Annotated in this window: 10 protein-coding genes and 2 pseudogenes; 5 read left to right on the top strand and 7 right to left on the bottom strand. The window is 60.2% G+C overall.

From position 1 onward, the window contains the following. Nucleotides 1-30: 30 nt before the first annotated feature. Nucleotides 31-264, top strand: coding sequence for a hypothetical protein (locus ACE10W_RS07400; RefSeq protein ID WP_014497706.1), 234 nt, complete (start codon nt 31-33; stop codon nt 262-264). A 438-nt stretch (nt 265-702) separates the two neighbouring features. Here the strand turns inward: ACE10W_RS07400 and ACE10W_RS07395 are convergent, their stop codons facing one another. Together ACE10W_RS07395 and ACE10W_RS07390 are read right to left on the bottom strand one after the other, a co-directional pair. Next, a complete protein-coding gene (locus ACE10W_RS07395) occupies nt 703-2,385 on the bottom strand; it encodes an ATP-binding protein (RefSeq protein WP_014497707.1) in 1,683 nt (560 codons plus the stop codon). After that, nucleotides 2,372-3,892, bottom strand: coding sequence for an ATPase domain-containing protein (locus ACE10W_RS07390; RefSeq protein ID WP_018646982.1), 1,521 nt, complete (start codon nt 3,890-3,892; stop codon nt 2,372-2,374). Before ACE10W_RS07390 ends, ACE10W_RS07395 begins: the two co-directional genes overlap by 14 nt. Nucleotides 3,893-4,120: 228 nt before the next feature. Here ACE10W_RS07390 and ACE10W_RS07385 point away from each other — a divergent pair, with 228 nt between their 5' ends. Then, nucleotides 4,121-6,097 carry a PAS domain-containing sensor histidine kinase gene (locus ACE10W_RS07385; protein WP_231166574.1) on the top strand — a complete coding sequence of 659 codons (1,977 nt, stop codon included), beginning with the start codon at nt 4,121-4,123 and terminating at the stop codon, nt 6,095-6,097. Nucleotides 6,098-6,604: 507 nt separating this feature from the next. Here the strand turns inward: ACE10W_RS07385 and mmsA are convergent. Continuing rightward, a pseudogene (gene mmsA / locus ACE10W_RS07380) lies at nt 6,605-7,606 on the bottom strand (CoA-acylating methylmalonate-semialdehyde dehydrogenase); the annotation flags it as partial. Between the two features lie 120 nt (nt 7,607-7,726). Here mmsA and ACE10W_RS07375 point away from each other — a divergent pair. From ACE10W_RS07375 to ACE10W_RS07365, 3 genes and pseudogenes are all read left to right on the top strand, one after another. Further along, nucleotides 7,727-7,771 (top strand): annotated as a pseudogene (locus tag ACE10W_RS07375) (hypothetical protein); the annotation flags it as partial. 36 nt (nt 7,772-7,807) lie between these two features. Continuing rightward, a complete protein-coding gene (locus tag ACE10W_RS07370) occupies nt 7,808-8,065 on the top strand; it encodes a hypothetical protein (RefSeq protein ID WP_231166575.1) in 258 nt (85 codons plus the stop codon). A 34-nt stretch (nt 8,066-8,099) separates the two neighbouring features. Beyond that, nucleotides 8,100-8,990, top strand: a complete 891-nt coding sequence (locus ACE10W_RS07365) for an SMP-30/gluconolactonase/LRE family protein (RefSeq protein ID WP_011084962.1) — start codon at nt 8,100-8,102, stop codon at nt 8,988-8,990. A 45-nt stretch (nt 8,991-9,035) separates the two neighbouring features. On the opposite strand, the gene ACE10W_RS07360 is transcribed toward ACE10W_RS07365, so the two are convergent. The 4 genes from ACE10W_RS07360 to ACE10W_RS07345 all read right to left on the bottom strand — a co-directional run bounded on the left by ACE10W_RS07360 (nt 9,036) and on the right by ACE10W_RS07345 (nt 14,002). Next, a complete protein-coding gene (locus ACE10W_RS07360; protein ID WP_018646980.1) occupies nt 9,036-10,928 on the bottom strand; it encodes a TRAP transporter large permease subunit in 1,893 nt (630 codons plus the stop codon). Next, nucleotides 10,925-11,950, bottom strand: a complete 1,026-nt coding sequence (locus ACE10W_RS07355; protein ID WP_304550879.1) for a TRAP transporter substrate-binding protein — start codon at nt 11,948-11,950, stop codon at nt 10,925-10,927. The genes ACE10W_RS07360 and ACE10W_RS07355 overlap by 4 nt, the downstream gene beginning before the upstream one ends. 193 nt (nt 11,951-12,143) lie before the next feature. After that, nucleotides 12,144-13,154 (bottom strand): transketolase family protein, encoded by a 1,011-nt coding sequence (locus ACE10W_RS07350; protein WP_304550878.1) that lies wholly within the window; start codon nt 13,152-13,154, stop codon nt 12,144-12,146. Beyond that, on the bottom strand, nt 13,151-14,002 hold the full coding sequence (locus tag ACE10W_RS07345) for a transketolase (protein WP_370204084.1): 852 nt from the start codon (nt 14,000-14,002) through the stop codon (nt 13,151-13,153). The genes ACE10W_RS07350 and ACE10W_RS07345 overlap by 4 nt, the downstream gene beginning before the upstream one ends. Between the last annotated feature and the right edge of the window lie 18 nt (nt 14,003-14,020).

Genomic DNA, 14,020 nt, shown 5'->3' with positions numbered 1-14,020 from the left:
CAGGACGACGAATCCAAATTCCGGGCGGTCGTGACCGACATCAACCTGCTGGGAAAGCTCGATGGATGGAAGGTCGGTCGCTCTGCCCGGGAGATCGATCCGACGATGCCCATCATCTACATGACCGGCACTCACGGGGAGGAATGGGCGTCCGAGGGCGTCCCAAACAGCCTACTGCTTGCAAAGCCCTTTGCCCCTGCTCAGATCGTAACCGCGATATCGCAGCTTCTTAACGCGGCCCCGCCGATCCCGCCCGCAGACTAGCGAGCCGGTCTCATGGGCGAGAAAGCTGAAGAACCAATCAAGCCTCGCTGGGCTAGTTCGACTAGGCTATCGAGGCCGAGCGGGCCGCATTGGAGGGCGCTCGTAAGCAACGCCCGTTGGGAGAAGCAGAAGCACAAGCTGAACTTCGCCGCGCGCCGGGCCCCAAAAAACATAGTTCACGCCGCCGCCGTTGCGCATCGCCATCAATGGCGCGGCGCAGGCCAACGTGCACCAGATCGAGTCCAAGGCGGCCTGAGCGAACGCGTATAACGGCCCGGCGTTTCAGGCACTACCCCCACTCGTCATCGAATGGGGGAAACGATGAACCCGCCCGGCGGAAGGCCGCAGCGCCGCTTTTCTACGGCGCGCGCACAAACCACCTGAAGGGACGGCTCGAAATCCGTCTACCCGGCAGGTGCACGCTGCCGCTGAGCGGCATTAGAAGCCATCCCTTCCATTCGGCAGGAGGTGCGCGATCTCCGTCGCAAGTTGAGCTTGCGTGTAAGGTTTCGCGAGACGTGCGACGTCTACCACTTCGCTTCCTTCCAGTTCAGCGAACCCCGTCGCAAGCAAGATCGGAAGTCGAGGATATTGGCGGCGCACTTCTCGGGCCAATTCGATTCCTGTCATTCCTGGCATCGCGTGGTCGGTTATTAAAAGATCAGCAGCTAAGCCACTTTCAAGAAGCCGCAACGCCTCAATGGCGGAATGCGCTTCAATCACCTGATGTCCCAGGTCTTCCAGCAGATCGACAGTACTGCCGGCGATCAGAAGATCGTCGTCTACAAAAAGAATCTTCGCTGGCGCCGAGGCTTGGGTAACGATGTTCGGCGCGCGTCCGGAAGGCGGCGACGTTTCACTGGCAACGGGAAGCCAAAGTCTGGCGGTTGTCCCGCTTGAGGGGGTGCTTTCGAGCCGCAGGGCACCTCCGGATTGTTGCGCCAGGCCGAACACCATGGACAAACCCAAACCCGTGCCCTTGCCGACTCCCTTCGTTGAGAAGAAAGGTTCTACGGCCCGGGCCAGCGTTTGTGCGTCCATTCCTTCTCCAGTATCTCGCACCGAGAGCACCACGTATCGGCCTGGTTGGACACCAAGCTGATCGTCGATGTCGACAATTTGCTCGGACAGCCCGATCGTGAGGACGCCGCCAGTAATCATAGCGTCCCGGGCATTCACGGCGAGATTGAGCAGAGCCATTTCGAGCTGGTTCGGGTCGACGTCGACGACCGGCATATTGTCTTCGGCGTGAAGCTCGATCCGAACCATCGGACCCACCGAACGATCTATGAGGCCTATCATGTCTTCCACAAGACTTCGGACGTCTGTAGCTTGCGCCTTCAGTTCCTGCTTGCGCGCAAAAGCGAGTAGCCTTTGTGTTAGAGTGGCGCCACGGCGGGCGCCCTCCATGGCGCCATCCAGGAGCCTGTGAAGTCGAGCATCTTCACCTAGTTTTTTCGAAAGCAGGTCGAGGTTGCCGATGACAGCCATAAGCAGGTTATTGAAATCGTGCGCGACCCCGCCGACAAGTTGGCCCAACGCCTCGATTTTCTGTGCCTGCAGCAACGCTGCCTGGGCCCGCTCGCGACCCGCAATTTCTTCCCGGAGTTGACTGTTCGCCCGCTCAAGGTCAGCCGTTCTCTCCGCAACCAAACGCTCCAGTTCGGCAGAGGCGCCGCGCTGCGCCTCAAGGTACGCACGAGTTTGATACTGTCGTCTTCGAGCGCGCTCTGCGGAAAGTACCGTGGCCTGAAGCGTGATGGCCTGCAAGGGGCGCTCGAGAAAGCCCACGTTACGCAGGCGAATGACCAACTCCCGCCTGAACGCGGCAAACTTGCCACCTTCATTGCGGTTGGTCAGTACGACAAAGGGTTGATCGGACCACGGTGGCTGACGGCCCACCCAGTCCTCCAGAACGCGGGCATTATTGCCGTAGAGCGCCTCCTCCGCCACAACCACGACTTCGATGACCCACTCGAGATTCTCTATCACTTCCTGAAGCGTGTTGCAGACCACGGGACGTAAGCCTGCCCTTTCGATCAACTTGGCAACAGTTGCCGCGTCCCGTCCAATGGGCATCAGGACCAAAACCACGCCTTTTGGCGTTTCAGGCCGGACCATCGGTGTCCCGAGGCATCAAAGGTGCCTCCTCCCCCTTGTACACCGGCGTACCGCCGAAAATGCCACTGAAACCCTTTAGCGGGGGTCCGACGGTGATGCCTTGGTGGCTCAGTTTGAATTCTCGGATCGTATGTTCGTGATTGCCGCTTCGCTTTTTCACGACGGACAGTGCGCGCCGCACGCTGCCATCAAACTCGAAATAACGCAGCATCAGCACGCCATCGGCGAGATAACTAATGTCCAGCGGCGTATCCATCGGTCCGACGAGGCCATGCTGAGCCAGCACGAGGATGGTCAGGGCGCCGCGATGACTGAGATAGCTCAGCAGCTCGTGCATCTGAAGAATCAAAAAGCGCTCATCCGGCATCGCATTGAGATAGCCATTGAGGCTGTCGATTATCACTACCCGCGCGTCAGCACGTTCTACGCTGCTCCGCACCGCGTCGGCAAACTCGCCTGGCGCCATTTCAGCAGGGTCGATTTGCTGAAAATCGATCAAGCCTTTATCGAGCCCGTCTTGAAGTGGAAGTCCCAACGTCTTCGCTCGCGCACTCACAGTGCCGCGTCCTTCGTCGAAGGCAAAAATCACGGAGCGTTCGTTTCGGGCTGCGGCTGCGATCGCATAGGTAAGCGCCAGCGATGATTTTCCAACGCCCGCCGCACCGATGAGGAGCACATTCGTTCCGCGCTCAAGGCCACCGCCCAGAAGAGTGTCCAGTTCCGGATTGCCGCTCAAGACGACGTCGCTGTCGAATTCCTTATGATGTTCTGCTGCGACAAGTCGGGGGTAAACCATGAGACCACCATGCCGGATGGTGAAGTCGTGAAATCCCCCCTTGAATTCGATACCACGCATCTTCACGACACGAAGGCGTCGCCGCTGCGCGCCGTAATCGATTGCCAACTGTTCAAGAAGCACAACGCCATGGGCGATCGAATGCAATTGCAGATCGTTCTGCTGTGATGAAAGGTCATCAAGCAAAACCACAGTGGACTTGCGACCTGAAAAGAAGTGTTTCAACGCGAGGATCTGACGGCGGTATCTAAGGGGGCTTTGTGCCAGCAGGCGAAGCTCCGACAGGCTATCGAGTACAATTCGCGCCGGCGCCAGTGCCTCGACCCGGTCAAAGATCATCTGCGTGGTTTCGCTAAGCTCCATCTCGGCCGGATGCAGCACCGTGAGTTCCTGGCTCGGATCCAGCGTGGTCTCAGGCGGGATCAATTCAAAGATTGTAATGCCGTTGAGCGACCACCCATGACGCTTTGCGACCAGACGCAATTCTTGCTCAGTCTCCGATAGCGTGATGTAGAGGGTCGGTTCGCCGACGCGAACTCCTTCCAGCAAAAATTCCAGAGCGAGGGTTGTCTTGCCTGAACCGGGTTGGCCTTCAAACAGATACATTCTCTCGGGATCAAAGCCGCCTCCGAGAATGTCATCTAGACCAAAATTTCCGGTGGAAATCCTCGGGAGCTCACAGCCGTCGAGCAACCGCTTTTCCTCATCCATATCAACCCCCGTTTCGCCGCAGGCGGAGCCGCCTTTGATTTATGGAAACTTCTGCTCCCGGGCAGGGTTCCCCGGCCAAGCCGGAGCCTCGACGGCGATACTCACCACTTGCGATCCTGTGGTCTTAAGCATTGCTCGGCCGGCCACGGCGACAGGGGCACAATGCCACGGTGTACGGAACAATCCCGCATCCAAATACGTTGAACCTGTTTGGGAGCGCTCCACCCGTTGAAAACACTGCAAACAAAGCTCGACGGGGTCGCCGACGCGCGGCCGCTTCAACTGCTCATCGACTCCATCGTGGACTACGCCATCTACATGATCGATGTAGATGGCACCGTGCGCAGTTGGAACTCCGGTGCCGAGCGATTGAAGGGCTACTCAGCGGACGAGATCATCGGCAAGTCCTTCTCATTGTTTTATCCGCCCGAGGATCGCGCGAAAGAGCTTCCCCAAACAGCGTTGAAAATTGCGGCAGAGACCGGCCGGTTCAGTTCCGAAGGGTGGCGCGTCCGCAAAGACGGGACCCGCTTTTGGGCGTTAGTCGTCGTGGATGCGATCCGCGACGAGCAAGGTCAGGTGATCGGCTTTGCAAAGGTCACGCGCGACATCACAGAACGTCAGCAGGCCCACAACGATCTGCTGGAGAGCGAGCGACGATACCGTCGATTGATCGAGGCTGTTGTCGATTATGCGATTTTTCAGCTGGATCCTGCCGGCAATATAACCACCTGGAATCCGGGTGCACAGCGCATCAAAGGCTACGATCCGGATGAAATTATCGGTCAGCACTTCAGTCGCTTCTACACGCCTGAAGATATTCAAACTGGCGTACCGAAACGGGCGCTCGCCGAAGCGGCCAAATTGGGACGCTTCGAGGCTGAAGGTTGGCGAGTGCGAAAGGACAGCAGTCGCTTTTGGGCGTCAGTTGTCATCGATCGCATCACCGACGAGGCCGGCGAATTGGTTGGGTTTGCAAAAGTAACGCGTGACGTAACCGAGCGAAAGCAGGCCCAGGACGAACTCCAGCGCACTCAGCAGCAGTTAGCCGCCTCTCAGAAGCTCGAAGCGGTAGGCCAGCTCAGCGGCGGGATCGCGCACGACTTCAATAATCTCCTGATGATCGTGCTTGGCAACCTTGAGACCGCGGAGCGGAACAGCCGCGGCCTGACTAACAGCACGAATCTTCAGCGGGCACTCTCCAATGCCAAGCGCGGCGCGCAGCGTGCCGCAGCACTGACTAGCCGCCTGCTCGCATTCTCCCGTCGGCAAGCGCTGGATCCGCAGCCTATCAATCTGAATATTTTTCTGAATGGATTGCAGGAGTTTCTGCAACGTACCCTCGGTGAACGCATCGAAGTTCAAACCGTCGGAAGTGCGGGTCTCTGGTCGATCGAGGCTGATACCAACCACCTCGAGTCTGCCATTATCAATCTCGGTATCAACGCACGCGACGCGATGCCGGATGGCGGTAAACTCACGGTCGAGGCTATGAACGTATTAGCTGACGAGGACTATTGCCGAGTGAATCCTGAGCTCTCCCCGGGCCATTATGTCATCGTTTGCGTAACAGACACTGGGACCGGGATGACCGCGGACGTCCTCAATCATGCTTTCGAGCCTTTTTTTACCACGAAAGAGCTCGGGCAAGGGACAGGCCTCGGACTTAGCCAAGTCTATGGTTTCGTAAAGCAGTCGGGTGGGCACGTGAAGATCTACAGCGAAGTCGGCCAAGGTACCAGCATCAGAATGTATTTCCCCCGCTACCATGGAGATGCTCGACCCGCCGAGGGTAATGCAGACGAGTTTCGCCCGGAAGGTGAGAAACTGGAGACGATACTCGTCGTCGAAGATGATACGGACCTGCGTGCATATGTTTCTGAGCTTCTGCGAGATTTAAATTATCGCGTGGTTGTGGCATCCAGCGCCCAGGCTGCCTTGACCATCCTTCTGCAGGAAGAGCCGAAGGTTGATCTTGTGCTGACGGATGTCGTCATGCCGGGAATCAATGGACGGGAGATGGGCCGGCGCGCACAGCAGATCCGCCCAGGCATCAAGATCCTGTACATGACAGGTTACTCGCGAAATGCCGTGGTCCACCAAGGGCGCCTTGATGAGGGCGTCGAGCTATTAGAGAAGCCGATCTCTCAGGCAAAACTCGCTTTTCGTGTGCGCGAAATGTTAGACCGGCTTGACCAATACTGAATTGAATTCGCGCCAGCGCAGGCCGTGATCCGGTACACAGGTCAATTCTATTCGCTCTTCTTGTTGGCCAAAGTGCTCCGCGTCGAGAATCTGACGGCGAACTACATGCTTATCGGCGCGACTATCATCACCGTGCCTCTGTATGTCGTGTTCGTCAGTCTTTCGGACAAGATCGGCCGCCGCAAGGCGTATGTCGCTGTGGCCCGAGTATGCGTGGCCGCACCCCAACTTTTTCGGCGCCCGCGGTCGACCTCAGTCGAAATGCGGAGGCGTACAAAATCGCGCCAATGACGGAGAGAGTGTCAGTCAATCCCAAATGAAAGATAAAGCATTTTTAAGTTTCTTGGGCGCCAAAACCCGCCATTCGAGCTACGGCCGAACACAACTGTCTGCGGCATGCTCGAGCATTTCTCTAAGACAGAGGCCGTTAGAATGACCTATGAAAAGAACGAGGGCCGATGGCCCTCGCAGTCTGGGAGAACAGACAAAAGCAGTATCCGGCAGCCGTCATGACATGGTCGGCATGACGAATTCGGCACCGGCCCGTATTCCGGTTGGCCAGCGGCTTGTCACTGTCTTCATTCGCGTGTTGAAGCGGACGCCTTCCGGTCCATGCATGTGATGATCGCCGAAGATCGACGCTTTCCATCCACCGAAGGAGTGGAAGGCCATCGGCACCGGAATCGGAACGTTGATGCCGACCATGCCGACCTTGATCTGGTGAGCAAATTCACGAGCAGCATCGCCGTCACGTGTGAAGATCGATGTCCCGTTGCCGAACTCGTGCTCATTGATCAGCCGCGCGGCCGTCGCATAATCCGGTGCTCGCACGACCGAGAGCACTGGCCCGAAGATCTCCTCCTTGTAGATCTTCATGCTCGGCTTGACGTGATCGAACAAAGTCCCGCCCAGGAAGAAGCCGTCTTCGTAGCCCTGCATTTTGAATTTGCGTCCGTCGACGAGCAACTTCGCGCCGTCCGCAACGCCCGCATCGATGTAGCTTCGGACCTTGTCCAGATGCTGCTTCGTGACGATAGGACCCATCTCGGCCTCGGGATCGGTACCCGGCCCGACCTTCAGGCCTCGAACCTTCGGCTCCAAGGCTGAGATCAGCTTGTCCGCGGTCCCCTCGCCGACCGGCACGGCAACAGAAATCGCCATGCAGCGTTCGCCGGCGGAGCCGTAAGCGGCACCCATCAGTGCATCAACCGCCTGATCCATGTCGGCATCGGGCATCACGATCATGTGGTTCTTGGCGCCGCCGAGAGCCTGACAGCGTTTTCCGGTATTCGCGGCGGTCGAATAGATGTACTGCGCAATGGGCGTGGACCCTACGAAGCTGACCGCCGAGACGTTCGGATGATGCAGTAGCGCGTCGACGGCTTCCTTATCACCCTGCACCACGTTGAAGACGCCATCCGGCAGGCCGGCTTCCTTCAGCCATTCCGCCATGATTAGCGAAGCGGATGGATCACGTTCCGACGGCTTCAGGATGAAGGTGTTTCCGCAGGGGGCTCAGCTTGAACTGTTCGAGCAGCCTCGTACGGGCTTTGTGGCCGGCTTCCTCGGGTCTCCGTCGATCAACCTCGTCCCGGCGACCTCAAGACAAGCGGCGGCTGCGCCGCAGTTGTGTTTCAGTCCGGCGGTGCGCTGACGCTTCCGAATGCAAGAGCCAAATTGCGGACAGGTGCGGATGGCCAAGAAGTTCTGGTGGGCATTCGACCCCAGCACTTCAGCCGGGCTGGCGGCGGACCTCCGCGCGACGGGGTGGTCTCCTATTCGGCCGTCGTCGACCTCATTCAGCCGACGGGGACCCGTACATTCACCACCATCAAGATCGGCGGCGTCGATGCGGTCGCGGAGTTGCAGGCTCATGACGTCAGCAGCCATGGCGAGCGGATCAACCTCGCCATCGACCTCAATCGCGTGGTGCTGATCGATCCGGCCAGCGGCCTGGTCATCTCGTAACGAGCGCCGGCAATCTGGAGAACGGGAGGAAAAAATGGCGTCGAGACTGTTTGCCACCGGAATTGGAGCTCCGGAGGGGCCGGTGTGCCTGCCCGATGGATCGATGTATGTGACCGAAATGTCCGCGTCGACCCTTTGCATCACACGGCTTGACTCTCGCGGCAATCGCAGGGTGATCCGGACGACTGGCGGGCGTCCGAACGGGTTGACGACTGATGGCCACGGCCGGATCTGGATCGCGGAAGCAGGCCTCCGGGCGCTGATCTGCATCGACGACGGCGGAAACGAGATCCGGCGCATGCAGGGCGAAGGTACGGACCGCTTTCTATTTCCGAACGATCTTTGCTTCGGCCCGAACGGACTGCTCTACCTGACCGACTCCGGCATGGCGGCCGAAGATTTCATCAACGGCCAGGCCTTCGTCGACGGCTATATGGACCTTGATTGGGACGGCCGTGTGTATGAGATCGATCCGGCGGCCATGAAGGTGCTACGCGTGCTCGATCGGAAGATCCGCTTCACCAACGGCATTGCTTTCGGCTCCGACAATCACCTCTATGCCAACGCGTCCTTCACCGGCGAGATCTACCGATATGACGTGCTCGGCGAAGCCTCGCCTAGACGCGAGGTCTTCGGCAACGTCCTGCAACCGAATGCCAATCCCGATTTCAAAGGTCCGGACGGGATGGCCTTCGGCACGGATGGCCGCCTCTATTGCACGGTCTACAACCAGAAGAACGTCAGGGTGCTGGACCGACGGGGTGAAGTCGTCGACCGGCTGATCCTGGATGGGCCGCAGCCGACGAATTGTGCCTTCACGCTCGAGGGCAAGAAGCTACGCGTGACTGAAGTCGGCAAGGGGCAAGTCGAAGAGATCGATATGCCCTGCGAGGGCCTGCCGCTGCATCTGCCGAAGTTCGCCTGACGAGGTGCCTCGCGGTTTTGTCCCGCAAGGCGTCCCGCAGATGCGTCAAAGGAAGCCGATCGATAGCCAGGGCACGGCCGCGACGATCAGCGTGCCGATCAAAAGCGCGATCATGTAGCCCACGATCGGCTTCATGCCCTCGTCCGGGTTGATGCGGCTGATGGCGCAAGCCGCGTAGTAGCCGACGCCGAACGGTGGCGCGAACAGGCCGATGCCCATCGCGAGAACGACCACCATCGCGTAGTGGACATCGTGCACCCCGACCTGCCGCGCGATCGGGAACAGGAGCGGGCCGAACAAGACGATGGCCGGGATCCCTTCCAGAACGCTGCCCAGGATCACGAAGGTCACGATCGTCACGGCAAGGAAGACAGGTACTCCGCCGGGAAGGCTGGTCATGAACTTTGCAAGAGAGGCAGAAAATCCCGACTGGGTCAGCGCCCAGGCCATGCCCGTCGCCGCGCCGATGATGAGCAGGATCGCCCCCGACAGCGAAGCCGTCTCGACCAGCATCGGATAGATGCGGCGCCAGTCGAACTGCCGATAGATGAAGAGTCCCGCACAGGCCGAGTACAGGATCCCGATGGTCGAGACCTCCGTTGCCGTCGCAACGCCTTCGACGACGGCGGTCCGGATCACGAATGGCAGCGCGATGGCCGGTATCGCGATCACAAAGGCGCGGCCAATCTGCCGCCCCGTCGCCCGTTTGACGTGAGACAGGTCCTCGCGGCGGTATCGCCACCACACCACGGCCGCGAGCATGATCGCGAGCACCACGCCCGGAAGCAACCCGCCGGTGAACAGCGCCGAGATCGACACACCGGTCACCGAGCCGATCGTGATCAGAACGAGTGACGGGGGAATCGTCTCGGTCTGCGCCCCCGTCGCGGCCAGGAGCGCAACGAGATCGCCGGGCTTGGCCCCACGCTGCCGCATCTCGGGAAACAGCACTGGAGCCACCGCAGCCATGTCCGCCGCCTTGGAGCCGGAGATGCCTGAGACCAGATACATCGCCCCGACCAGCACGTAGTGCAGTCCGCCACGCACGTGGCCCAAAAGGCTTGCCAGGAAGCTGACCATGGCGCGCGCCATGCCCGTCATCTCGATCAGAAGGCCGAGAAAGACGAAGAGAGGCACGGCAAGCAGGATCAAATGGCTCATGCCCTCGTCCATTCGTCCGATCATCACGACGTCGGGCGTGCTGGTTGTCAGGGCGAGATAGCCGACCGTGGCGAGGCCAAATGCAAACGCGATCGGCACGGCCGCAAAGACCATCGCGCCGACCACGAAAACGAAGAAGATCAGAAGATTCAGATTGCCAAGTGCCTTCAAGACCGGCGCCAGCAGAATGAACGTTCCGATGATGCCTGCGACGATCGCCAGGGAGGCCAGCAAGCTGCGCAGGCTCGCGATGCGGATGAGCCGGAGGACGGCTGCGATCAGCATCAGCCCGATGCCGATCGGCAGCGCTGCCGCACGCCAGGTGTTGACGATCTCGAGCGCCGGAGTGGTGACGAAGGCCTCGTCGGCGGCGAATTCATAGGCCGGCCAAACGACGAGCACGAGAAATGCCAGCGACGCCGCGGCCGCTATGACATCCAGGAACGCGCGGAGCTCCGCACTGAGCACGCCGACGATGGCGGTCATCCGCATGTGCTCGCCGCGCTGGAACGCAATCACAGACCCGAGCATGGCGAGCCAGAGGAAGAGAATGCCGGCAAACTCGTCGGACCAGACGATCGGCGAGCGGAATACGTATCTGCCCACGATGCCCGCGGACAGCACCACGATCTCCGCCAGCACGAGCAAGGCCGCCGGGACTGCGACAGCGTGGCCAAGCACCATGTTCGCTGTCACCACCCATCGGCGCGAATTCGCTTGAGATCTGCCGGCCGCGAGCCCGGTATCCACATGCGGCGTATGGCTCACGCTGGTCATGATAGCTGGCCCGCGGCTTTTTCAAGGTGAGACCATGCCTCCTCGCCAAACTTGCCCTTCCAGTCGGCGTAAAAGCTGGTCTTAGACAGCGCCTGGCGGAAAGCGGCACGATCGACGTCGATGAACTTGAGACCTTTGGTCGACAGATCGGCGCGCAGGGACTGGCTGAGCTTTGCGATGTCTGCCCGCTGATCGACCGCGGAGCGATCGAGCTCGCGCGTCACGATCTCCTGCACATCCTTGGGCAGGCGCTCGAAGGCGCGCTTGTTGCCCAGAATCCAGTAGCCATCCCAGACGTGCCCGGTGAGGCTACACGTGCTCTGCACTTCGTAAAGACGCGCGGTCGCGATGATCGGCAACGGATTCTCCTGGCCGTCGACGACCTTGGTCTGCAACGCGGAATAGACCTCGTTGAAGTTGATCGGCGTCGGCCCGGCGCCGAGCGCCTTGAAGAGCGAGGTGAGCAGCGGCGCGGGCGGAACGCGGATCTGGAAATTCTTCAGATCATCCGGCGTCCGGACCTCGCGGCCCGACGAGGTCACCTGACGAAAGCCGTTGTCCCAGGCCTTCGACACCGCCATGATCTGCGTCTTAGAGATCTGCGCCCGGATGTAGGTGCCGAGGTCGCCGTCCATCGCCTTCCATACGCTGTCGTAGTCGGCGAATGCGAAGCCGGTGTTCACGATGCCTGCGGTAGGCACGAGGGTGGCAAGGATCGAGGACGATTGGTTGAAAAACTCGACGCCGCCACTGCGAACCTGAGTCAAAAGCTCTGTGTCGGAGCCGAGCTGGTTGGCCGGAAACAACCTGATCTCCAGCCGACCGCTCGTCGCTTCGCGGATACGGTCGATCGCCTCTTGCGCCCGGATATTCACCGGATGCGTTGGATCCTGTCCGGTCGCGAACTTGTAGACGAACTCCGCGGCAGACGCCGGACGGGTCAGAATCCCGCAGAGAGGAACGGTGGTGGCGGCCATCAACAGCGAACGGCGACTGATGCTTCCGGGCTTCGATGCAGTCATGTTTTCCTCCTGGTCCTTCATTGAAGTTGCTACCCGTTGCATCAGCGCAGGCTGGCGTGCAGCTTTCCGAGTTCTTCGCTTGCCGGCTCTCGACCGCCGGTATTTGGGCAGGAGCAATCACTCGCCGCCGCAACCTGCGACGGGCGTAACTCCTCACCTGGGCTTGGCTCGATTGGAGCTTAGCGCCGCTACGCTAAAGCCACTGCTTGATCTGCCGTGCGACCTCTGCCGTGGAAATCCCGTAGCGGTCGTGCAGGGTCGGAAGTGCACCGGCGTCAAGAAACTCGTCCGGCAATGCGATCTGGCGGAATGGCGGATGGACGCCTGAACGCATCAGAAGTGCGGCAACCGCCTCGCCGAGACCTCCAATCGTTGTGTGGTTCTCGGCAACCACGACAAGGCGGCCCGACTTGCCGGCTTCACGCAAGATCGTCTCGGTATCGAGCGGCTTGATGGTTGGAACATGCAGCACTGCAATATCGACGCTGTCGTCCTTCAAGGTTTGCGCGGCCTCGAGCGCACGCATGGTCATGATGCCGGAGGAAATGACCAGGGCGTCCTTCCCGTCACGGATCAGCTTGGCCTTGCCGAGTTCGAATTTGTAATCATATTCGTCCAGCACGACCGGGACCTGGCCGCGCAGCAAACGCATGTAGACCGGCCCGCGATGCGCCGCGATAGCAGGCACCAACTGCTCGATTTCGTGGGCATCGCAGGGATCGATGACCATCATATTCGGCATGGCGCGAAACAGCGCGAGATCCTCCGCTGCCTGATGGCTCGGGCCGTAGCCCGAGGTCAGGCCCGGCAATGCGCAGACGATCTTCACGTTGCGGTCTTCCTCCGCGATCGTCTGGTGTATGAAGTCGTAGGCCCGCCGCGATGCAAACACGGCGTAAGTGGTCGCGAAAGGCATGAAGCCTTCGGCGGCAAGGCCGGAGGCTGCGCCGAACAGGAGCTGCTCGGCCATGCCCATCTGGTAATAGCGGTCCGGAAATTCCTTCGCGAAGATGTGCAGGTCGGTGTATTTGCCGAGATCGGCCGTCATGCCGACCACATCAGGACGGCTGCGTGCGAGCTCGACGAGCGCGTGTCCAAAAGGCGCCGGCTTCGTCTTCTGTCCTTCGGCCGCGATCGATGCGATCATGGCGGAGGTGGTCAGGCGCGGCTTGCCGGGCTGCGGTGCTGATCTGACGGTCTTCATGCCTGCCTCCCGGCTTCCAGCGCGGCAAGCGCGAGCTGCCATTCATGAGGCTCGACGCGGATGAAATGGCTCTTTTCGCGCTGCTCGAGGAAGGGAACACCCTTCCCCATGAGCGTGTCGGCGACGATCATCCGCGGCTTGGGCTCGGGATGGGACTTGGCCGCGTCAAAGGCGGCAACCACGGCATCGAGATCATTGCCGTTGATGCGCTGCACGAACCAGCCAAAGGCCTGAAGCTTGTCCACCAGCGGCTCGAACGCCATGACCTGCGTGGAAGGACCGTCCGCCTGCTGATTGTTGACGTCGACGATGCCGATCACATTGTCGAGCTTGTAGTGGCCAGCCGACTGGATGGCCTCCCAGACCGAGCCTTCATCGAGTTCGCCATCGGAGAACAAGGTGTACACCCGCGCCCCGGATTTCTTGCGCTTGAGGCCGAGGCACATGCCAACGGCTATGCTCAGTCCGAGCCCGAGCGAGCCGCCCGACATTTCCATTCCGGGTGTGTAGGAGGCCATGCCCGACATCGGCAACCGGCTCTCGTCGCTGCCATAAGTTTCGAGCTCTTCCTCGGGGACGATCCCCGCCTCGATCAAGGCCGCGTAGAGCGCGATGGCATAGTGCCCGTTGGAGAGCAAAAAGCGGTCGCGCTCCTCCCAAGAAGGATCTTCGGGCCGATAGCGCATCGCATGAAAATAGGCCACGGCGAGAACGTCGGAGATGTCCAGCGCCTGTGCGATATAGCCCTGGCCCTGGACCTCACCCATGCGCAGGGCGTTGCGGCGAATGTTGTAGGCGCGGTCCGCCAGCTTGGGCGTATTCGTAAGGGTCTTGGTCACGGGTTCCATCGATCTGACCTTGTCTTG

Source organism: Bradyrhizobium sp. B025 (assembly GCF_042257955.1).
Lineage (GTDB): Bacteria > Pseudomonadota > Alphaproteobacteria > Rhizobiales > Xanthobacteraceae > Bradyrhizobium > Bradyrhizobium diazoefficiens.
Note: the sequence above shows the minus strand (reverse complement) of the source record. Positions and strands in the feature narration are given on the sequence as shown.